At 41.6% G+C, this 21,897-nt stretch carries 15 protein-coding genes; 9 read left to right on the top strand and 6 right to left on the bottom strand.

Annotated features, from left to right (window positions below; genetic code table 11):
* Nucleotides 1-268: 268 nt before the first annotated feature.
* Nucleotides 269-946: a response regulator transcription factor gene (locus A4S05_RS29485; protein WP_069073325.1), complete on the top strand. Its 678-nt coding sequence runs from the start codon at nt 269-271 to the stop codon at nt 944-946.
* 10 nt (nt 947-956) lie between these two features.
* Here the strand turns inward: A4S05_RS29485 and A4S05_RS29480 are convergent, their stop codons facing one another.
* A complete protein-coding gene (locus A4S05_RS29480) occupies nt 957-1,379 on the bottom strand; it encodes a lysozyme inhibitor LprI family protein (protein ID WP_069073324.1) in 423 nt (140 codons plus the stop codon).
* Nucleotides 1,380-1,520: 141 nt separating this feature from the next.
* On the opposite strand from A4S05_RS29480, the gene A4S05_RS42165 reads away from it, so the two are divergent.
* Both A4S05_RS42165 and crtR read left to right on the top strand, forming a co-directional pair.
* Nucleotides 1,521-1,667, top strand: coding sequence for a hypothetical protein (locus A4S05_RS42165; protein ID WP_176727145.1), 147 nt, complete (start codon nt 1,521-1,523; stop codon nt 1,665-1,667).
* Between the two features lie 461 nt (nt 1,668-2,128).
* Nucleotides 2,129-3,190: a beta-carotene hydroxylase gene (gene crtR, locus A4S05_RS29475; protein WP_084227319.1), complete on the top strand. Its 1,062-nt coding sequence runs from the start codon at nt 2,129-2,131 to the stop codon at nt 3,188-3,190.
* Nucleotides 3,191-3,391: 201 nt separating this feature from the next.
* On the opposite strand, the gene A4S05_RS29470 is transcribed toward crtR, so the two are convergent.
* A complete protein-coding gene (locus tag A4S05_RS29470; protein WP_069073323.1) occupies nt 3,392-4,138 on the bottom strand; it encodes a sterol desaturase family protein in 747 nt (248 codons plus the stop codon).
* A gap of 755 nt (nt 4,139-4,893) precedes the next feature.
* On the opposite strand from A4S05_RS29470, the gene A4S05_RS29465 reads away from it, so the two are divergent.
* Both A4S05_RS29465 and A4S05_RS29460 read left to right on the top strand, forming a co-directional pair.
* Nucleotides 4,894-5,865, top strand: a complete 972-nt coding sequence (locus tag A4S05_RS29465; protein ID WP_069073322.1) for a YegS/Rv2252/BmrU family lipid kinase — start codon at nt 4,894-4,896, stop codon at nt 5,863-5,865.
* 126 nt (nt 5,866-5,991) lie between these two features.
* The gene (locus A4S05_RS29460; protein WP_069073321.1) at nt 5,992-7,542 is read left to right on the top strand and encodes a metallophosphoesterase; all 1,551 of its coding nucleotides are present in this window, start codon (nt 5,992-5,994) and stop codon (nt 7,540-7,542) included.
* Between the two features lie 200 nt (nt 7,543-7,742).
* On the opposite strand, the gene A4S05_RS29455 is transcribed toward A4S05_RS29460, so the two are convergent.
* From A4S05_RS29455 to A4S05_RS29440, 4 genes are all read right to left on the bottom strand, one after another.
* Nucleotides 7,743-8,150 carry a hypothetical protein gene (locus A4S05_RS29455; protein ID WP_069073320.1) on the bottom strand — a complete coding sequence of 136 codons (408 nt, stop codon included), beginning with the start codon at nt 8,148-8,150 and terminating at the stop codon, nt 7,743-7,745.
* Nucleotides 8,151-8,588: 438 nt separating this feature from the next.
* Nucleotides 8,589-9,023 carry a CAAD domain-containing protein gene (locus A4S05_RS29450; protein ID WP_069073319.1) on the bottom strand — a complete coding sequence of 145 codons (435 nt, stop codon included), beginning with the start codon at nt 9,021-9,023 and terminating at the stop codon, nt 8,589-8,591.
* A 187-nt stretch (nt 9,024-9,210) separates the two neighbouring features.
* Complete coding sequence (locus A4S05_RS29445) at nt 9,211-9,669, bottom strand: BON domain-containing protein (RefSeq protein ID WP_069073318.1); 459 nt, start codon at nt 9,667-9,669, stop codon at nt 9,211-9,213.
* Between the two features lie 199 nt (nt 9,670-9,868).
* The gene (locus A4S05_RS29440; RefSeq protein WP_069073317.1) at nt 9,869-11,149 is read right to left on the bottom strand and encodes a histidine kinase; all 1,281 of its coding nucleotides are present in this window, start codon (nt 11,147-11,149) and stop codon (nt 9,869-9,871) included.
* Nucleotides 11,150-11,790: 641 nt separating this feature from the next.
* Here A4S05_RS29440 and A4S05_RS29435 point away from each other — a divergent pair.
* The 4 genes from A4S05_RS29435 to ilvD all read left to right on the top strand — a co-directional run.
* Nucleotides 11,791-14,913, top strand: a complete 3,123-nt coding sequence (locus tag A4S05_RS29435; protein ID WP_069073316.1) for a hypothetical protein — start codon at nt 11,791-11,793, stop codon at nt 14,911-14,913.
* Between the two features lie 429 nt (nt 14,914-15,342).
* Nucleotides 15,343-17,979 (top strand): hybrid sensor histidine kinase/response regulator, encoded by a 2,637-nt coding sequence (locus tag A4S05_RS29430; RefSeq protein ID WP_069073315.1) that lies wholly within the window; start codon nt 15,343-15,345, stop codon nt 17,977-17,979.
* A 548-nt stretch (nt 17,980-18,527) separates the two neighbouring features.
* Nucleotides 18,528-20,237, top strand: a complete 1,710-nt coding sequence (locus A4S05_RS29425; RefSeq protein ID WP_069073314.1) for a beta strand repeat-containing protein — start codon at nt 18,528-18,530, stop codon at nt 20,235-20,237.
* Between the two features lie 223 nt (nt 20,238-20,460).
* On the top strand, nt 20,461-21,897 hold a 1,437-nt coding region (gene ilvD / locus A4S05_RS29420), incomplete at its 3' end, for a dihydroxy-acid dehydratase (protein ID WP_069073313.1).

The raw sequence follows: 21,897 nt of genomic DNA, 5'->3' as shown, positions 1-21,897 counted from the left end.
GGATTGGGGTTTATGGGACTTATGCACTAAAAGGCATTTTTTGAAAATCTCCTGGTTAAAGATAGAGTTCTTTTGGAACATCTACAGGAAGTTATTAAAAACCTACATAGAATAGAAAGTTACATATCAAAAGTAAGGAAATAGCTCAGGAAATGGTAAAGAAATCGGAAAGAAGCAACGAAATCGAGAAATTGTTACTTTTCGCAATATTTCTTCAAGCAGAGTTCGTAGATTGTTTTAAAGATAACTAGTATGGTTCAAAAAAATTATGCGAATTCTCTTAGTTGAGGATGATGTACGCCTTGCCGAAACTTTAGCAGAAGCCCTTACAGACCAGCGTTATGTAGTTGATGTGGTTACAGATGGTGAGGCGGGATGGAATCAAGCCAAAATGCTGGATTATGATTTGCTGCTGCTGGATGTGATGTTGCCAGAACTCGATGGAATTAGTTTATGTCACCGGTTGCGATCGCACAGCTACACTATGCCAGTTCTTATGCTTACTGCACGTGACACCGTTAGCGATAAAATCACCGGACTTGATGCAGGTGCAGATGATTATGTCGTTAAACCGGTGGATTTGCAAGAACTATTTGCACGAATTCGCGCCTTGCTTCGTCGGGGTAATGTTTCATCACCGCCGATTTTGGAATGGGGCAATCTGCATCTCAACCCCAGTACTTATGAAGTGAGCTACGGTAAAAATATGCTACATTTAACCCCGAAAGAGTACGGAATATTAGAGCTATTACTGCGAAATGGTCGTCGTGTCCTTAGTCGCAGCGTGATTATTGAACATATTTGGTCGCTAGAGTCTCCTCCAGAAGAACACGCTGTGAAAGTTCATCTTAGAAGCCTACGTCAAAAGCTCAAAGCCGCCGGAGCTTTTGAAGATTTTATTGAAACAGTTCACGGTGTAGGCTACCGTCTTAAACAACTCGATTAATTACTCACACTTAAGGGTCAGGCTTTAGATATTCTTGTAATTCTTGAGTACGCAGTTTTGTAGTCTTTTCTAGACAACCAAAATAAATAGTAGGGGCAATACTTCCGCCCTCATATCTGCTTCTCTCAAACTCACAATTGCTATCTCGAAACTTTATCCAGGCTAACTGTGCGGCAATCAATTTTTGTTTTCTAGACCTTTCTAATGTAAGTAGCAATTGTTGATAAACTTGATTCAGTTTTTTATCTGCATTCTGATAAGACAACTTTGTACATTCATTAATTGCTGTTTGAGTTTGAGGATTATTACAGTTAAGCTTTTGAACTAAGAGCATTCTAGGTAAATCAGGTGTTGTAGCTGCTATTGTCATCGTGGGAGTATCTAAACTGCTGAGAGTTAGCATACTTGCCAAAACTGGTAATAATTGACGCATAGGAAAATATTTATTGTTAGAGTTGATTTACAAAGTAAATCTTAAGTAGCGCATGTTATTTATTTATCCTAGTTCATCGCTATATACATAGTAAAGTTCATTAGAAATTTTTTATATTCTGCCTACCAGGAGACTCCCTCAATGGAGTTTTGGTTACAAGAAGAAGACAGTAGCCACACGGAATCGAAAAGAGGAAAGCGATCGCTAGTATATATACTTATTGCATCAGCCAAAAAAAGGAATGAAATATTTAAGCAAATAAAACGCACATTTTTGTTAGAAGTATGATATTTGTGTATAAAATATTTTTATCATACGTCAAATTACGATAAAACTCTTGCGTTTATTATTCAAATAACTGTATTCTTTATATTGTTGAAAATTGTTTTTCACAAAAGCAATAACAACGCATAATTTCAGCACATAGGAAAAGTATTGTCTTGGCGAATCGATAAATAGTCGATATCAAACCAAAAAATATATATGCCGTTGTCGCTAGCATGATAAGTAACAGGACTAACTACAAAAATGAAAAATTAAATATTTTGTTTATGTGTGTAGTGTAGCAAAGAATTCAAAAATTTCCCTATCCCTTATCTCCTACAGTCCATACCTAATTTGAATAGAGAAGAGTATCGACTAAATTTTCAGCGTTTCATCTCTACTAATCGGGGCAAGAAATTTATTCTGTGCTGGCTGAGTTGGGGATTTCAAGCCCATTTTATTAACGAATCACGACCAGGAAAATTATGACCTCTTTAGATCCTAATTTTTTTGACATCCCTGACAAGAGCCTAATCATCATCGACCCAGCCGTTGATGACTATAAAAACCTAAATGGCAACAACTTGGAAGTCATCTTTAAAGACGTAGTAAATACAGAAGTAAAAACGGTAACTTCAGAAGCACATAAACTGCTGAAAATTCCACCGAAAGAATTGTTAGCGCCTCCTGGTGATTTCAATCCAACGCTATTACTGTTTTGTGCATCGGTGACGGTGCTAGTGTTATCCAACTGTGGTTACTGGCTTTGGCAATGGCCAGACTGGCTGTGCTTTATTTCTAACATTATTGCCTTGCATTGTGCTGGGACAGTAATTCATGACGCTTGTCACCAATCTGCCCATCGCAATCGAGTAATTAATGCCATGCTAGGGCATGGTAGCGCCCTGATGCTAGGGTTTGTTTTTCCAGTGTTTACGCGAGTACATTTGCAGCATCATGCTCATGTCAACGATCCCAAAGATGACCCAGATCATTTTGTTTCTACAGGTGGCCCACTGTGGCTGATTGCATTTCGATTCTTGTCCCACGAGGTGTTTTTCTTTAGACGGCGACTGTGGCGCAAATATGAGCTATTGGAATGGTTCATTAGTCGCTCAATCGTTATTGCAATTGTTTATATCTCAATTCAATATCATTTTTTAATGTACGTTCTCAATTTTTGGGTTGTACCTTCTGGTATTGTGGGATTAATACTGGGTTTGTTTTTTGATTATTTGCCCCATCGTCCCTTTGTTGAACGCAATCGCTGGAAAAATGCTCGTGTATACCCTAGCCCAATTCTTAATATCCTGATTTTAGGGCAAAACTACCATTTAATTCATCATTTATGGACTAGCATTCCCTGGTACAAGTATCAATCTACATATTATCTGATGAAGCCTTTATTAGATGAAAAAGGCTGTTATCAAAGTTCAGGATTACTACAAAAGAAAGACTTTTTTGAGTTTATTTACGATATTTTTGTAGGGATTCGGTTTAATCATCATAAAACTAAAAATCAAGACGAATCACAATCTTGTAAATAAGCTTTTACTCATTTAAGTTTCACATTAACTAGTGAGTTTATTATTAGTCATTTGTCCTTTGTAAATAACCAATGACCAATGACCAATGACTAATGACCAATGACTAATGACTAATGACTAATGACCAATGACCAATGACTAATGACCAATGACTAATGACTAATGACTAATGACCAATGACCAATGACCAATGACTAATGACTAATGACTATCGTTTTCATAATTAGGGTCTTCAGTACCAAGCAGTTTGTCCCAGAAGGTAAAATACAAACCGTAGTGTACTTTGTATTTGCGATGATGTATGGAATGATGCGTAGAGCCGATAAGCCACTTTCCAATCCAGTTGTTTTTAGATGAGGAGGAAAATACCTCAAATCCGAGATGGGTAAGTACTGCCCATACTGTCATAATCACAAGTGCGGCAACTAAAGTGATAAAATGCAGCGGAACTATAAAGCTTACACCTACAAAGAAAAGTCCTTGGACGATCGCTTCTGGCAAGTCGAATGCAGAAGAACTCCAGGGGGTTGGCTCTCCTGAACGGTGGTGTCCATAATGCATCCACTTAAAAATCAAAGGCTGATGAAATATCCGATGGATAAAGTAAAAGTAAGTATCCTGAAGAACAAGCACTGCAATAAAGCTAACTACCAAATACCATAGCCCGTACTTCCATAAATCAGTGTATAACAGCGTTGCTCCCAAACTATACTCTGAGATGATAAACGCTCCACAAATAGCAAAAACTACTGCCGATAGTACTGATAATTCGATATCCTTTTTAACGGAACCACTCATCAACGGTTTTAAACGCAAACTCTTGTTGGCGAGGGACTTTCCCAAAACTAAATAAAAGAGCAAGTATGCTCCTCCAGCTATCAGAAAGTATCGGGCAAGAGTGATACCAAACAGGGAAAAGAAATAATACCAAAAAGAGTGGTTTGTCAATTAGACCCATCCATAAAATTAATTTGGTGAATTGAAAATGCTGATTATGTCCAATTGTTTTGGTCTTCAGTTACCAAAAATGGCCAAATTACAAAGAAGGCAGGAGGCAGATAGCGCAGCGTTAGCGAGTCCGCGAGCGTCGGGCAGGAGGAAAGAAGCATGTATAAAAACTTTAGTTTTGAATCATTGCCCAGTTTAGAAGAAGAATTGTATCGGGCGGAAAGTACCACGACTTGCATTGCGTCCAAGATCAATCCCACATTTTAAAACATGGGTTCCTCCAGCAAGAACTGCCTCCTATCTCCTCCCTCCTGAAAGCCAAATTACAATTTAATTTGTTAATCGACAAAATCCACTGCTTATTTTACAACATTCAGTAGTTCAGATAATTAAGGCTGACATAAAGACACTGAGAGAAGTCTGTAGCAATATTTTATAAGTAAGGTGCGATCGCACATTACCCTGAACTTACTCAATATATAGGACTCATATTTGATTTTTGGGAAGCTAGGTACACCTTTATTCCTTCTTCCCAGTCCCCAGTCCCCAGTCCCCAGTCCTTTACCTCTACTAGTGATTCTCCAAATCAAAGACGCTCATTCGCGTAGCGTGTCGTAGACAAGACTCGCTACCGCTTCGCTATCGGATTGCTATATCTAGAAAACTCAGTCCCAAAACGGAAGGTGAAAATTTACAGGAATGTTAAAAATAATTTGGTATCTTCATTAGTTATCCAAGCTTAATTGTTATCTCTTATGAATCGTTCCGCCTGTCTCATTTTCAATCCTGTTGCGGGTCAGGGCGACCCAGATATAGAACTAGCAGAAATTCGGTCAATATTAGAGCCAGATATTGACCTAGATATTTATCTCACAACTGAAGAAATCGACGCTGACCAACTAGCCTATGCAGCGGTAGAGCGAGGAGTAGATGCAATCATTGCTTCGGGGGGAGATGGTACTCTCTCAGCCGCAGCGGCGGCCGTAGTTGGTACTGACATCCCATTTGGGATCATTTCCAGAGGCACAGCCAACGCTTTTGCCACAGCTTTAGGAATTCCTGACACGATCGCAGATGCCTGTAAAACCATTGTGGAAGGAGGAACCCGCCTTGTAGACGTAGCTTATTGCAACGATCAGCCAATGGTACTCTTGGCAGGTATTGGCTTTGAAGCTGAAACTGTAGAATTGGCAGACCGAGACGCCAAGAATCGCTTTGGGATGATGGCCTACGTCTTGGCAGGAATCCAGCAATTAAGAAACTTACGTAACTTTGATGTTGAAATTGAAACTGAAGATAGGATAATTAAAACTAGCGCTTGTGCAGTAACAGTAGCAAATGCCGCGCCTCCCACTTCAGTTTTGGCTCAAGGCCCAGCAGGTCTAATTTATGATGATGGACTACTAGATTTAACAATTGTCGCTCCAGTTAACAAAGCAGGAGCGATCGCGGCGACATTTCATCTATTTCAAACGGCTTCTACAGGTAACGCTACAGAACGAAATGATATTGGCTTTCTGCGAGCTAAACAGTTTAAAATTACGACTGAGCCACCACAAAAAGTTGTTCTAGATGGTGAAATCGTAGGCACAACACCAGTAGAAATAAAGTGTGTCCCGGCAGGCTTGCGAATTTTTGTGCCATTAGTAGAAGAAGTTGAGCCTACGGAAAAACTAGAGGGACTCCCGAATCTGACTATTGAAATGAAAAACACAGTAGAGGAGTGAGGGCATGGGGCATGGGGAATTGAAAAGAGGCAGAGGGGCGGGGTGCGGGGGGCAGAGGGGAAAACTCTTCTCCCTTACTCCCTGCTCCTCTGCTCCCCTTCAATTAAAATTCAGGAGTAGTTTGTATTGAAACTTGTATCTGATCCAGCGATCGCTAAAAAAATTCGCAAAATGAATCAGCGGGTACGGTGGCAAGATCCGTTGATCTTGGAACGGAACATCGACCAAACTCGGCTAGTGTTGGACGATGGTCAAACAGACAATCCTGAATTCTCATTTTTAGTTGTAGGTGATAGTGGTTCCGGTAAACACCGGGGACACAATCCCCAGCGACAGGTAGCTGAACTCATGCTGCCTCATCACAACGAATCCCGCTTTATGCTGCACATGGGGGATGTAATCTATTTGGTGGGGTCGAGTGAATACTACCAGCAGAACTTCATCCAACCCTACCGAGAGTTTATCTTGGGCGGAGAGCATCCCAAACGGGTTGCTTATGACCAGATGGTTTTTAAGCTGCCCATTTTACCTGTACCGGGAAATCACGATTACTATAACTTGCCGATTTTATTAAGCTTTGCGTCCTTAACAACATTACCCCTTCGTCGTCTATTGCGATCGCGCTTAGACCTAGATGTGGGTTTGCATGGCTCAGGAACCGGTGACGCCTACGCACGGGCATTTCTGGACTATCTAAAGGCGTTTCAGCTTCCAGGAGAGTTAAATGATCATTTAGATCAGCACTACACAGCCAAGACAGATACAGGTCGTTGTATTTCATATCAACCTGGGCAATTTACCCGTCTTCCCAATCGTTACTACAGTTTTCGCTATGGCGGTATTGATTTCTTTGCCTTGGATTCTAATACATTTAACGATCCACCACCGCTGCCTAAAACCAAAGAAGGTGACGCTAATCGTAGACTCTTAGAAAAACGTCGGGAAGATTTTGAGCAAGAAAAGTTGCAAATAGTTGAAATCTCAGCCAAGCTTCGACCGGAAAACCCCAGCGAAGCCGACCAATTAGACGACTTTCACGCCAAATTGTCACAAATTGAAGAAATTATTGTTGATATCGATAAGCAACTAGCGAGTAATAAAACAACGCTGACTGATATTGAACAATTGGAGTGGCTCAAGCAAAGATTAATTGAATCTTGGAATAATAGTGATGTTCGGGGAAGGGTGATTTATTTCCATCATCCTCCCTATGTAACAGAGGCGACGAAGTGGGAACAGGCACAAACTCTGATTATTCGCGATCGCTTGCGTGGCGTGTTGGATGCGGTAGCTAAAGAAATCGGTTCCTTAAATCAGGGGCGTCCTTTAGTTGATTTGGTATTAAACGGTCACGCCCACTGCTTGGAACACCTGGAGACAATGGATACAGGACACGCTGATTCTCATATCCACTGGATTGTTTGTGGTGGGAGTGGGTTTAGTTTGCGACGCCAGCGCATTGAGGGAGCGGATTTGATAGAGGACAATAGATTAATGGCGCGATCGCATCTCTTCATTGGTCGCAACGGTCAAGGTTCTCAGAAGCGACGACCTTATTCAGGTTTACGGATTGACGTTAAAGGCGATGGACAGCCTAAGTTTATTGTCCGTCCCTTAATTGCCGAATGGTATCAGCGGCAATGGCATAATCGTGAACTTGAGCCGTTAATTATTTAAAGAAGGGCATTGGGCATTTTCTTCTAACATGGGCTACCACAAGTTATTACAAGCCCAATGTATCAAAAGCTAAAAAATTCTGATATGTCAGGTTGGGCTTTATTTGCCCATAAAATTAGAGACGCAATAATTGCGTCTCTAGAAACCACTTATTTCGCCTTCTTACGTGTAATTGCACCCAGCAAAAGAATAGTTGTTAATTAAATGATTCCTGGGCCTCTACCGCGGCTGTCACCTTTTTCTGTTAACTTGCCTTCTTCGTCCTGATTAATTTCTCCGAGTTCTTCAACACGTTCTGCCGTATCTGCTGCTGCTTGTTTACGTGCATCACCCGGTTCTTCGTAGTACATTTCCGGTTCAACTGCATAGTTGTTCAACAAACCTTCTTTATCTACGGTATAGCCGTCAGTGGTGCGTATACTGTCTGGATCAGTTTGATCGTCGGTAGCTACATCTGCTTCGCCTTCTTCTGTGGGGAGTGTTTTGTACTTACCTCCCTCTCTTTCCATACGAGCAGCTGTTTCTGCTGGGATAATGCCGCGATCGTAAGTATCTACTTCGGCTCGATCAGATGAATCTGTACCTTTCTTAACTGCTTCATTAGCCATAATTTATGTCCTCGTTAAAGAATCTATTAAATAACTTCAAAACCTAGATTAGGCTGTTTCTCATCTCCAAACTACTATCTTTAGAAGTGACTTAAATTCAAAAATATATAGATTTTCTCCATCTTCGGATGTATCTACAGGACTAATCTTAAGTCCATCTCGATATTTGTCATTTAGGCAATTTGAGTAGAATAAATATTCTGACTAAATTAACGCTAATCAGCACTATATAGGACTCATATTTGATTTCTGAAAAAACTCAGTACAACTAAAAAGCCTTCTTTCCTGTTGCCTGTAGCAAGATTGCCTATTGCCTGTCTACGCAAATTCGTTCAGAAATCAAAGCGGATTCCTATAGCAATCCTAAATCATTCGTGAAAAATTAGATCCCCGATTTCTCAAAGAAGTCGGGGATCTCGACACCGCGCATTTTCAAATTTACTCGCCCACAAATTGGTTTTTCAGTAGTTTAATTTCATTACCTAATTCTTGGCGAGTTGAAGACTTTAGGAGATAACGGAAAATAAACCAACTGGCATAACCAATTCCAACTAACTCAAAAAGCGGTGATAGTAGGGGAATATCGTTGATTGCATCTAGTACTGATAGTACTACCTTAGCTGTAACAATCGCCGCCAAAATTAAAGCAACAGTTATTAGAGGCTGCTTGTAGTTTTGAAAAAAGCCACTTAAGTATTCGGGTAGTTGCTCCAAAAATTGAGTAATTTGTCTGCTAATTTGCTGCCATTGGGATTCCGGTTCAGTTGCGGGTGGTAACTTTGGCAAGTTTGCAGTGTCAGCACCTTCAAGTGCTAAAGTACCTTGTGAAAAAGAAGTATTGATGGATTCACGTTGCTGTTGTTCGGTTTCCATAGTTTTTATTTTTGGTGACTACAAAAGTTTGTATAACTTAACTAATCATCAGTCAATATAATTATTAAGGTCGTAAGTTGTCAATTCTTAGTGGTCAGTAATAATTGACAACTGACCACTAAGACTGAGTAAGAGCATCTAAATTTATTTTTGCCTACTTACTCACTGGGATTTATTGTTAGGTGCTTTAGCTTTTTGGCGGAGCAACCACTGCTTTAACAACTACATTTTTGACGCCTTTAATTTCCTTAGATAAAGGCTCAATTTTAGCCAATTGCTCTTGATTATTCACAGTTCCAGCTACAGTTACAGTCCCATCTTGTACTGCATTAACTGTTAGTTGACCACCAGGGATATTAGCTTCCAATTTGGAGCGAACTTGACTTGCTAGATCGGCTGTGGCTCTGTCTGTGTCGCCACCAGTGACATTATTGCGCTGTTCGCGGGCACGAATATCAGCATCAAGTTGTCTTCTGCGAAGTTCACTTTGTGCGTCTTCTTTAGCAGCTTGTGTTGTTGCTGCTGTTGGAGCTTGTGCGGCTTCGTCTGGGGCTGGTGCGGTTACAGTTGTTTTGGCGGTATCTTGACAAGCGGCAACACCAAAAACTAAAAGACCACTAATTAGGAAAGGAGTTAGCTTTTGCATATGTTTAATTTTGGCTCAGAATTGATTGATATTTACGGTACAAGTGAGGAGCAAGTTTTTTAGTAAGGAGCAAGGTCTTTATCAAAAAGAATTTGGAATCCAGAACGAAAAAGCATTTTAATTTTTGTTTTTTCCATTCTTATTCAACTTCTTGCTCCGATAATTTTGTGGAATTAGTGTGAGTTACACCTACCTTGAGTTAGAGTACTTCATCACGACGGTCAACAATAACTACGGTAGGATCGTTTCTATGAGGCTCTGTTGAGTAATTGGGGCGAACGGGATCAATAACTGGCGTTTCGTTATGGGTTGCTCGCTCAAAACCTGGGCGATGTTCACTAATTTCAGTGGCATCATAGATAGCAAATTCTTCAATACCTCGACGTTTGAGAATAGCTTCAGCTTGGTGAATTTCAGCTTCAGTAGCATCGATAATTAGCAGGTAGTCACCTTTTTGGAAGCGTTCATTATATATTCGCGCCTTGTCTTCAGGAATTCCCAAGCCAACCAGTGCGCCAACAATACTTCCTGCGGCTGCACCAATAGCACCACCAGCCAATGTTGTGGCCAAAGCTGTTGCTACTGCGCCACCTGCAATCACAGGCCCAACTCCAGGAATTGCTAAAGTCCCAAGACCAACTAATAAGCCAGTCAAGCCGCCGACAACACCACCTGTAGCTGCTCCAGCTTTTGCGCCTTCGTCTGCTTTATTACCTGTACTAACGTTTCTGTCTACATCTACACCAGCGATCCCATGACCGTTTGTATCTTTGGCAATGATGGAAACTTTATTTAAGGGAAAACCCGCATCTCGCAATTCTGTAAGTGCTACTTCTGCATCTCGACGATGAGAAAAGACTCCAATTGCACGTCTAGCAACACCACTATGAGTCGCAACAGGTGTTGGAGCGACATAACCAGTGGTTGCATTTTTAGCATCTGGGTGGTCGTAAATGCCAAACTCTTCTACACCCCGCTGATGTAAAATTGCTTCTGCTCTGAGAATTTCTGTATCTGTGCCATCGAGGATAACTAAATAATGTCCTCGTCTTACACGTTCGTCGTAAACTCTGGCTCGTTCTTCAGGAATTCCTAAACCAATCAATGCACCAAGCAAACTACCTGCTACTGCGCCAATACCTGCGCCCGCGAGAGTTGTAGCTAGAGTAGTTGCTGCGGCTCCAGCCAGCATAATTGGCCCAATTCCTGGAATTGCCAAAGTGCCAAGACCAACTAATAAACCAGTTAATCCGCCCAAAGCACCGCCTGTGGCTGCTCCGACTTTAGCACCTTCGTCAGATTTATCGCCGACGCGATCGCTCACTTCAGCCCCAGCAATGTCCTCTCTGTCTCCATCCTGGGTAATGACAGAGACTCTGTTCATATCAAAACCAACTTTTTTTAATTCATGTAAGGCATGTTCTACATCTCTACGATTAGAAAATACGCCTACAGCACGTTTATGTACACCTACAACCATTATTCTTTCTCCTCAGCAAAAATTAATTATTCACTAATTCATAGCTCGTAATAACCCTTATTAATACATGTTTCTATTTCAGTTTCATCAATCGCTTGGAAGAACTTTTCTCTCTATCATTAGATATAGGTGCTTTTATCTAAATGAGTAAAAAATATCAAGTATAAAATATTAATTTGTCTTATAAGACTTATGATAGAAATTATTACATCTATCAAATTTTGCGCTAAAAGTTGATACAAAAAAGATTGTCTTATAAAATTTAATGCGGTAGCTCAAGCGGTTATAAACTGCCATATCTGTAGATACATTTTTATAAAAAGTAATTTTTATAAAAATATTTGTCTAACGAAAATGTACAAATACATATAGATTATTCTATCTCAGAAAAACAATTGAAAAGTTATTTGCTTAAATACGACCTCTGGCAAAGAAACCTATTACCTAAGAAAGTGCCAACTTCTATAACTAATAATTAAGCTGAGAAATAAGCCATTTTGTAAATGGGTATTCATAACCATCTCTTTGTGAAGGTGCATATATTTTTACCCTGCGATACTTTGGTGGAATACAGAAGAGTATTAATTCTATGCATCTTCAGACAGAATTGGTATTTAGTTGAGTGCAAGTGAGAAAATCCTATGTTTCAAAGTGTTTTAACTATTTTTGGATGGAATTGGCTACCTTTTAGATTAGCGCCAATAACTTTAGCGCAAGAAGTACTAACTCCAGAAGAAGCATCAGTTATGTTTTCTGGGCCTAAATTCTTGGTAGCATTGCTGGCTGGAGTTGCAATGGCGTTTGCCTTTCAATTGTTATTCACAAACTTTTCAGTTGCAGTAGGAATTTCATCTTGGGAAATTGACTCGGATTCTGATGATGAGTCAGAAAGTTTGGGTAAGACAATTCGGAAAGTTCAAGGTAAAGTTGGTGCTTGGGCATTAATAACCGCTAGCATTGCATTATTTATTGCTTGTTTTTTAGCGGTAAAACTTAGCTTAATCGAAAGTGCATTTTTAGGAGCAATTATCGGTGTAGTCATCTGGTCTACCTATTTCTCACTGGTAATTTGGTTGGGTTCATCAGCAGCAGGTTCTTTAATTGGTTCTATTGCTAATACTGTTACTTCTGGTTTTCAAGCTTTGATGGGTACAGCAAGTGCTGGTATTGGTGCTAATACTGCAAAAAAACAGTTAGTTTCTACTGCTGAAGAGATTACAGCCGCAGTTCGGCGGGAATTAACTTCAGGTTTTGATTCTGAAGGGATTAAAAATACGCTCCAAAGTTCTTTAGGTTCTCTGGAATTGCCAAAGCTGGATATCAAAGAGCTTCGGAATCAATTTGACCAGTTGCTTAAAGATACTGATTTGCAATCGGTTGCTAATAGTGATTTATTGCAAAACATTAATCGGCAAACATTTGTTGATTTAATCAGCAGTCGTGCAGATTTATCTAGAGAAGAGATTAATCGCATTGCTGACCAATTTGAAGGTGCTTGGCAACAAGCTTTGAATCGCAAAAATCCCACGGAGCAAGTAATTAATTTGCTCAAGTCTGCCACTCCTGAAGAACTCAATTCTGAGCGATTGGGTGAACGACTCCAAGAACTGGTTACAGTTGGAGGTGGTAATGGCAATGGTGTAATCAAGCAAGCCATTCGATATGGTTTGAGCGCCGCTGCACCAGCAGTTATGGAACGGGTAAACCTTTCCGATATAGATGTTAACAAAATTACAACTCAGTTGCAAAAGCTAAAAGAAAAAGTTCAAGATGTTGATGTCGATCAAATCACAGAACAATTTCAAAAGTTTAGAGAGCAAGCGTCTGAGCAAGTATCTGCAAAATTGCCAATATCACTTGAGAACACAATTAAGGCAGACGTAGAAGACTATATATTGCATTCATTTCCTTGGCACTTTAACCGAATTACCCTAGTAGATGAATTTAAAGAAGTCATCTATGACGTAAATGCAGATCCGACCACTGTCAGACGGGAATTGGAAGAAATCAATCAAGAATATTTTACCAACTTGCTGAAGCAGCGAGATGATCTCAGTGAAGCCAGAGTGAAAGAAATTTCCGATCAAATGGAAAGCGATCGCCTGGAAGTTTTAGAAACTGTCAAACAAGCCGAAACACGAGAAAAAGGGCAAGATTTCCGCAGCCGTATCGAAGATTATCTCCGTTCGACGGGGAAAGAAGAACTAAATCCTGAAGCTATTGAACGGGACTTTAGCAAGTTGCTGGAAGATCCGGAAGCTGGATTTGAAGATTTAAGTAGCCGCTTCGGACAATTTGACCGCGACACTTTTGTACAATTGCTCCAGCAACGTCAAGATATCAGCGAAGAGGAAGCTAATAATATTGTTAGTCAACTCGAACGCAACCGCGATAATTTCTTGAATCGTGCTAGAGAATTGCAAGAACAAGCAAAAGCGAAAGCTGATGAACTACGCCAAAGAGTTGAAGACTATCTGCGGAATACTAACAAAGATCAACTCAATCCTGAAGCTATCAAACGTGAGTTTAGAGTTCTGCTAGACGATCCGCAAGCTGGAATTAGCCTATTACGATCGCGCCTATCGCAATTTGACCGCGATACACTGGTAAAATTGCTCAGTCAGCGTCAAGATTTGAGCGAAGAACAGGTAAACCAAGTTCTCGATCAGCTTGAATCAGTCCGAGATAGTATTTTGCAAGTACCGCAGCAAGCGAAAGAACAGTACGAAAAAACGACAAAAGCGATCGCAGAATATCTCCGCAATACCAACTTGGAAGAACTTGATCCAGAAGGTATCAGAGCCGATTTGGAAAAATTACTCGATGATCCCAAAGCTGGAGCCTTAGCACTGCGCGATCGCTTATCTCACGTTGATCGAGAAACCTTAGTTAAACTCGTAAGTCAACGGGGAGACTTGAGCCAAGAGCAAGTTAATCAGATTATTGATCGCGCTCAAGATGCGATTGGTGACATTGTGAAAGCGCCACGACGTTTAGCCAAGCGTACTGCTCAACAAGCTTTAGATTTTGAAGCCAATCTCGAAGAATATCTGCGTAATACCAACAAAGACGAGCTAAATCCCGAAGGAATCAAACGCGATTTGCAATTGCTGCTGTCTTCTCCCCGCGCTGGAATTGGGAATTTAAGCGATCGCGCCTCGAAATTTGACCGTTCGACAATTGTGGCGCTATTATCCCAACGGGAGGATATCTCAGAAGAAGAAGCTAACCGAATTGTGGATCAAATTGATTCTGTTCGTAGTTCCATAGTCGAACAATTCCAGCAGATTCAGCAGAGAGTGCAATCAGTGCTGGATGGAGTTTTTGCCAAAGTTCGCAACTATCTTAACTCCCTGGATCGTTCGGAACTCAACTATGAAGGGATTCAACAAGACTTTGCGAAAGTGTTCGACGATCCCCAAGCTGGATTTGAAGCATTGCGCGATCGCCTCAGTCAATTTGATCGTGACACCCTAGTTGCTGTGATCAGTTCTCGTGAAGATATTTCGGAGGCTGATGCTAACCGGATCATCAACCAAATAGAAGCGGCGCGGGATGGCGTACTGCAACGAGCCGAACGCATCCAACAAGAAACCCAAAAACGCCTAAAAGCAATCCAAGAGCAAGCTAAAAAGCAAGCCGAAGAAACCAAGAAAACCGTTGCAAACGCTGCTTGGTGGATATTTGGGACAGCGATTACTTCCCTCGCCGCCAGTGCGATCGCAGGTGCGATCGCTGTAACTGGGATAACTCTACCTGGCTGAAATATCTCCGTTATCGGGAATTTTTAACAAATACAGAGTGGTATTCAGTTTTTACAATGAATACCACTTTTTTTATAAGTAAGGTTTAGTCTAAACCCTAGTGGTCAAAACAGGTAAAAAACTCTGTCGAAGCCAGATTGAACACCTGATTTCACTCATTAACTCAATATACATACAGTTTCCGAAAGTTGTTACAAATGATAATTTATGCTGCAATAAAGGAAACATATTTTAAATCGGCGCACCTCTTAAGGAAGAACTATAAAAATAACAACCGCCGTAAAATTTAGATCCTCCCGTCATCAAATAGTTTTAACTACATAGGACAGGACTCCTATTTGATTTTTAAATAAAACTCGGTACATATCTATTCCCTATTCCCTATTCCCTATTCCCTATTCCCTATTCCCTGTACCAGCATATTGAAAGATGAACAATGATGAGTTTAATTCAGTATGTCACCTCACAGAGTGTAAACAAGCAGAGGAGACATTACAACAGCAAATTCAATGGCAGCGACTAGTGATGGCAATTGCCCAGCGCATCCGCCAGAGTTTGAATTTGGATAATGTTCTCAATACCACCGTCACTGAAGTACGTCAGTTTTTACAAGTAGATCGAGTGTTCATGTATCAGTTTGAAGCAGACTACACCGGAGTCGTGGTGGTGGAATCTGTTGATGAAAATTGGATTTCGACTCTGCATACCCAAGTCAAAGACCGTTATTTCATGGAAACTCACGGTGAGGAGTACAGACAGGGGCGCATCCAAGCGATCGCAGATATTTATACAGCAGGTCTGACTGAATGCCACCGCGATTTACTCACTCAGTTTCAGGTCAGGGCGAACTTGGCAGTCCCCATCTTACAAGGAAAAAAATTGTGGGGATTATTAGTTGCTAACCAGTGTGCAGCACCCCGCCAGTGGCAGATATGGGAAATCGATTTACTCAAACAATTGGCAATGCAGGTGGGCATTGCCATCCAGCAATCTCAATTGTATGAGCAGGTACAAACTGAACTGGTTGAACGCAAGCGGGTGGAATCGGGTTTAAGAGCGCGTGTACGCCAGCAGGCAGCTGTGGCTAAACTTGGTCAATTAGCTCTGGCGAATATCGACCTTTACGCATTAATGGACGAAGCTGTTATCCTGATTACTCAAAGCCTTGAGGTAGAGTACAGTAAAGTTTTAGAACTCCTCCCGGATGAGAACAGCTTATTGTTGCGATCGGGATTCGGTTGGCAATCAGGGCTAGTGGGAAATTTCAAATTAGAATTAGGTGTAGGGAATCAGACTCAGGCTTCCTATACACTACTTTCCCATGAGCCAGTAATTGTTTGCGATCTTACCAAAGAAACACGGTTTCAAGGGCCACCTTTATTGATTAACCACTCGGTAATTAGTGGCATTAGCGTCATAATTCAGGGTCAAAAACAACCTCTTGGTGTCTTAGGCGCACACACAACTAGACACCGAGAGTTTACCCAAAATGATATTCACTTTTTGCAAGCGATCGCTAATATATTGGCTACGACCATTGAGCGCAAGTGGGCAGAACAGAAAATCCGCGAACAAGCAGCTTTATTAGATATTGCTTCTGATGCGATCGTTGTGCGAAACTTCCAAAACCAAATCTTATTCTGGAATCAAGGCGCAGAACGTCTGTATGGTTGGGAAGCTCACGAGGCTTTGGGAAAAAACCTGGAGGAGCTGATATGCAAAGAAAACTCACAGCAATTGCAAGCAGCTTTAACAAATGTTATTGACTGTGGCTTATGGCAAGGTGAGTTACATAAAGTCACAAAGTGCGGCAAAGAAATTATCGTGGAAAGCCGATGGACACTGATGCGTGATGAAGCAGAACAACCCAAATCCATCCTCTCCGTTGACACTGATATCACCGAGAAAAAACAACTCCTGGCTCAATTTCTCCGCGCCCAACGCCTAGAGAGCCTTGGCACCTTGGCAAGTGGTATTGCTCATGACCTCAACAATATTTTGACGCCCATTCTCTCCTCGGCAGAAATGTTAGCGCTCAAACTTCCCAATCTAGATGCACGTAATCACCAACTGTTGAAGTTGCTCGAACATAACTCTAAACGTGCGGCGGATTTGGTCAAACAAATTCTGACTTTTTCTCGTAGGTCGGAAGGCAGTGGTATTTCTTTGCAAATAGAACATCTATTACTAGAAATTAATCAAATTGTCAAAAGCACATTTCCCAAATCCATCGCAATTATCAATAATCTACCTAGACATCAACTCTGGACTATCTTGGCAGATCCTACTCAAATTCATCAGGTGTTAATGAATTTGTGCGTCAACGCTCGTGATGCCATGCCCAAGGGTGGCACTTTATCTATATCTGCGGAGAATTTATTCATTGATGAAAGCTTTGCCAAAATGAATCTAAATGCTCAGGTGGGCCCATATATACTCATAACTATTTCAGATACAGGATTTGGGATTCCGCCACTAATTTTGGAGCGCATTTTTGAACCCTTTTTCACAACCAAAGAACTAGGTAAAGGCACTGGCTTAGGTTTGTCAACGGTGATTGGGATTGTCAAAAACCACAATGGTTTTGTGAAAGTGTCTAGTGAGATAGGTAAAGGTTCCCAATTTGAAGTGTACTTACCAGCCATAAACAGAACTACAAAGCAGCAACCAGAAAAATTGGAATTGACCAACGGCAACGGAGAATTGATTCTAGTTGTAGATGATGAAGCCGCTATTCTAGAGATTAGTAAAACTTTGCTAGAAGACCACAACTACAAAACTCTAACAGCTATTAACGGCATTGAGGCAATCTCATTATACGCCCAGCATAAAAATAAAATCAGCATGGTGTTGATGGATATGATGATGCCATCAATGGATGGATTGACTGCCATTGACATAATCCAACAAATGAATCCACAAGTCAAGATTATGGGTATCAGTGGCACTGTGTCTGAGAGTCAGATGGTTGAAGCCGCTAACGCTGGCGTCAATATATTTTTAAGGAAGCCTTACACTTTCCATCAATTATTACACGCTATTAACGACTTCTTGAGCCAGCCATAATCTCAAGGAAAAATGCATGTTAAATGCCAAATCAAGAGTATTGTAATATACATGGCTTGTCGTAAGTATTGATATTTTGGCGATCGCAAAAGAACGCGACAAATAGACCATTTGTAGAGACGCGATTCATTGCGTCTTTACCCAAGGACGTGTTGCAATCATTAATTGAATTGGTATTAGTAAGTTTTTCTGATAAATAAAACAAAGTACCCTGAGGGGTACTATCACGACCTTGTGATTTGGATATAAATTAAAAACATCAAAGACACCTAAAGTTAAATCCGAGTAAATCTGCTTCTTACCTAGCAGCCTGGTCTTGGAAATGAAGATATCAGGCACAAGGATAAAACATGATTGCTGGCACAATTTTTAATGCCAACATCATCGATATATGCAGTATTTCTCAAATCTTTAGAATTGACGGTAAAGACCTACTTAAGTTAGGTCTGGTTCAAATGTCTATTCATTTATCCTACTCCTTTCCTAGCGAGGAAATGACGAGATAATTTCTTAACTTTTACTTTTTGAAACTATCAGAGGAACTCATTATGGCAACTATAAACGGTAGCAATTTCAATGACAACAATACCTTCAACGGTGTACCATTTGCTTTTCGCCCTGCTCTGAACGGTATCGTCGATCCAGTTTTTGTTTTTCCAGGTCTTTTAATCCCCGATGCTGCTGATACCATCAACGGACTGAACGGTAACGACATTCTTAACGCTCTTGGCACTAACGATACCCTCAATGGTGGTGCTGGCAATGATACACTCAATGGGGGTGCTGGCAATGATAGCCTCGATGGGGGAAGTGGCAATGATAGCCTCAATGGGGGCGTAGGCGATGACATCTTCAAAGGCAGTCAAGGTAACGACAACATTAATGGTGGAGATGGCTTTGATACCGCTGACTACAGTCAACTAGGTCAAAGAATTACCTTGTCAGGTATTGGAACCATTGAAAAAGCTGGAGGATTGGGGCAAGACCAACTCTTTAAAGTCGAAAAGATTATTGCTAATGCTAATGTTGCCAACAATACCATAGATGCATCCCAATCTTTGCCTGGAGTATCTATCACCGTTAACCTGCAAAATCAAAGTTTGACTGCCAATAACGTTCCTTTTTTGGGAGCATTGCCATTTACTGTAGTCAACTTTGATAATGTCATTGGCACAAATGCAAATGACAGCATTACTGGCGACAACCAAAATAACCAATTATCTGGTGGTGGTGGCAATGATACCATTAATGGTGGTGCTGGAGTAGACTCAACCAACGGCGACAGTGGCAACGATCGCATCATTGATACCGACTTTGTAACCTTTGATGTCCATAATGGTGGAACTGGCGTTGACACCATTGATTATTCCGGTGTCACTTTCGCTTCCGGGGTCACAATCAATCTGGCAACAGGCTTAACCTCTGTCCTTAATGGCAATACTGAAACCATCCTTAACTTTGAGAATGTTGAGGGTAGCCAAGGCGGTGAGACAATCATTGGCTCCTCCGGCAACAACGTCCTCAACGGCAATGGCGGCAACGATACCATTAATGGTGGTACTGGGGTAGACTCAACCAACGGCGGCAGTGGCAACGATCGCATCATTGATACCGACTTTGTAACCTTTGATGTCCATAATGGCGGAACTGGTGTAGACACAATTGATTATTCCGGTGTCACCTTTGGTTCCGGAGTAACAATCAACTTGGCAACAGGCTTAACCTCTGTCCTTAATGGTAATACTGAAACCATCCTTAACTTTGAGAATGTTGAGGGTAGCCAAGGCGGTGAAACAATTATTGGCTCCTCTGGCAATAACGTCCTCAATGGCAATGGCGGCAATGATACCATTAGCGGCGGATTGGGTAACGATACTATTAACGGCGGTAGTGGCAATGATCGCCTCATCGGTGGTAGTGGAACAGATCGCCTGACTGGAGGATCGGGTAACGATGTTTTCGTTTTCAACTCAGTTTCAGAAAGTCAACCTGGTTTGTTACGGGATGTGATCACTGACTTCGTTGGAAACGGTATCTTTGCAGGTGATCAAATTGATCTATCTGTTATTGACGCCAACCCCTTCATAGCAAACAACCAAGCCTTCACTTTCATCGGGGCTGGCGCATTCTCCGCAGTCGGTCAAGTCCGTTATGCAGGAGGCATTCTTCAAGCTAACACCAATTTCGATTTTGCCGCCGAGTTTGAGGTTCAACTCGCAGGAGCACCAGGACTAGTAGCAAGCGACATTATCCTTTAATTAATGAGTGAACAATCGGGGTCTAATATCAAGTTAGATTAATCATCCTAATTCCCGCTAGAAACCCACCCCGCTAAAGCTCTACTTGCTTTTACACCCCTACCCCACCTGATCGGGGAGGGGTATTTTTATTGCTTGCTCATGTTCGATCGCGCCGCGTATGCATGAGAAAATCAGATAATACAATCGCAACAGTTGCGATGATGCCAGGGAAGGAAAAAAAATGTCGGAGAATTTGAGAAGCCAAATTGTCACGCAAGGGGTGCAGCGATCGCCAAATCGAGCTATGCTGCGTGCAGTTGGTTTTAAAGATGAAGATTTCAATAAAGCCATTGTCGGTATTGCCAACGGTTACAGTACGATCACTCCCTGTAATATGGGGATAAATCTACTGGCGCAACGGGCAGAAGTTGGAATTAAAACCGCCGGGGCGATGCCGCAAATGTTTGGCACAATAACCATCAGCGATGGGATTTCGATGGGAACTGAAGGGATGAAATATTCCCTAGTATCGCGGGAAGTCATTGCAGACTCGATTGAAACCGCCTGTACTGGACAAAGTATGGATGGTGTACTAGCGATTGGTGGCTGTGATAAAAATATGCCAGGAGCAATGCTAGCGATCGCTCGGATGAATATCCCCGCTATCTTTGTCTACGGTGGTACAATTAAACCCGGTCACTACAACGGACGCGATTTAACTGTTGTCAGTTCTTTTGAAGCTGTTGGTCAATACAGTGCTGGAAAAATTGACGAAAAGGAATTATTAGAAGTTGAAGGTCGGGCTTGTCCTGGTGCTGGTTCCTGTGGGGGAATGTTCACAGCTAACACCATGTCTTCAGCATTTGAAGCGTTGGGGATGAGTTTACCCTATTCCTCAACAATGGCAGCGGAAGATGCTGAAAAAGCCGACAGCACGGAAAAATCGGCATCTGTGCTAGTCGAAGCTATCCGTAAACAAATCTTGCCCCGCCAAATTATCACCCGCAAATCTATAGAGAATGCCATCTCTGTGATCATGGCGGTAGGTGGTTCGACAAATGCAGTGCTGCACTTTTTAGCGATCGCTCGCGCCGCTGAGGTAGATTTAACTATAGACGACTTTGAAACAATCCGCGCCCGTGTTCCCGTTTTGTGTGATTTAAAACCAAGTGGTAAATATGTCGCTACAGATTTGCACAAAGCTGGTGGCATTCCGCAAGTAATGAAGATGTTACTTGTGCATGATTTATTACACGGTGATAGCATTACTATCAGCGGTCAAACCATTGCAGAGATATTAGCAGACATCCCCGAAGAACCATCTGCCAATCAAGATGTGATTCGGACTTGGAATAACCCCATGTATTCCCAAGGACATTTAGCCATCCTCAGAGGTAATCTGGCAACAGAAGGGGCTGTCGCCAAAATTACCGGGGTGAAGAAACCAGTAATTACCGGCCCCGCACGGGTATTTGAATCGGAAGAAGCCTCTTTAGCTGCAATTCTGGCGGGTAAAATTCAAGCTGGTGATATTCTCATAATCCGCTACGAAGGGCCCAAAGGTGGCCCTGGAATGCGAGAAATGTTGGCTCCCACTTCGGCAATTATCGGTGCTGGTTTGGGTGATGCGGTGGGATTAATTACCGACGGACGTTTTTCTGGTGGTACTTATGGCATG

This window comes from Nostoc sp. KVJ20, from assembly GCF_001712795.1.
Taxonomy (GTDB): Bacteria; Cyanobacteriota; Cyanobacteriia; order Cyanobacteriales; family Nostocaceae; genus Nostoc.
This window is presented reverse-complemented; position numbering and strand designations above follow the sequence as displayed.

Bases quoted from the DNA above. Each gene is read 5' to 3' on its own strand.
- A4S05_RS29485 (WP_069073325.1), top strand. From the start codon at position 269: ATGCGAATTCTCTTAGTTGAGGATGATGTACGCCTTGCCGAAACTTTA.
- A4S05_RS29480 (WP_069073324.1), bottom strand. From the start codon at position 1,379: ATGCGTCAATTATTACCAGTTTTGGCAAGTATGCTAACTCTCAGCAGT.
- A4S05_RS42165 (WP_176727145.1), top strand. From the start codon at position 1,521: ATGGAGTTTTGGTTACAAGAAGAAGACAGTAGCCACACGGAATCGAAA.
- crtR (WP_084227319.1), top strand. From the start codon at position 2,129: ATGACCTCTTTAGATCCTAATTTTTTTGACATCCCTGACAAGAGCCTA.
- A4S05_RS29465 (WP_069073322.1), top strand. From the start codon at position 4,894: ATGAATCGTTCCGCCTGTCTCATTTTCAATCCTGTTGCGGGTCAGGGC.
- A4S05_RS29455 (WP_069073320.1), bottom strand. From the start codon at position 8,150: ATGGCTAATGAAGCAGTTAAGAAAGGTACAGATTCATCTGATCGAGCC.
- A4S05_RS29450 (WP_069073319.1), bottom strand. From the start codon at position 9,023: ATGGAAACCGAACAACAGCAACGTGAATCCATCAATACTTCTTTTTCA.
- A4S05_RS29445 (WP_069073318.1), bottom strand. From the start codon at position 9,669: ATGCAAAAGCTAACTCCTTTCCTAATTAGTGGTCTTTTAGTTTTTGGT.
- A4S05_RS29440 (WP_069073317.1), bottom strand. From the start codon at position 11,149: ATGGTTGTAGGTGTACATAAACGTGCTGTAGGCGTATTTTCTAATCGT.
- A4S05_RS29435 (WP_069073316.1), top strand. From the start codon at position 11,791: ATGTTTCAAAGTGTTTTAACTATTTTTGGATGGAATTGGCTACCTTTT.
- A4S05_RS29430 (WP_069073315.1), top strand. From the start codon at position 15,343: ATGAACAATGATGAGTTTAATTCAGTATGTCACCTCACAGAGTGTAAA.
- A4S05_RS29425 (WP_069073314.1), top strand. From the start codon at position 18,528: ATGGCAACTATAAACGGTAGCAATTTCAATGACAACAATACCTTCAAC.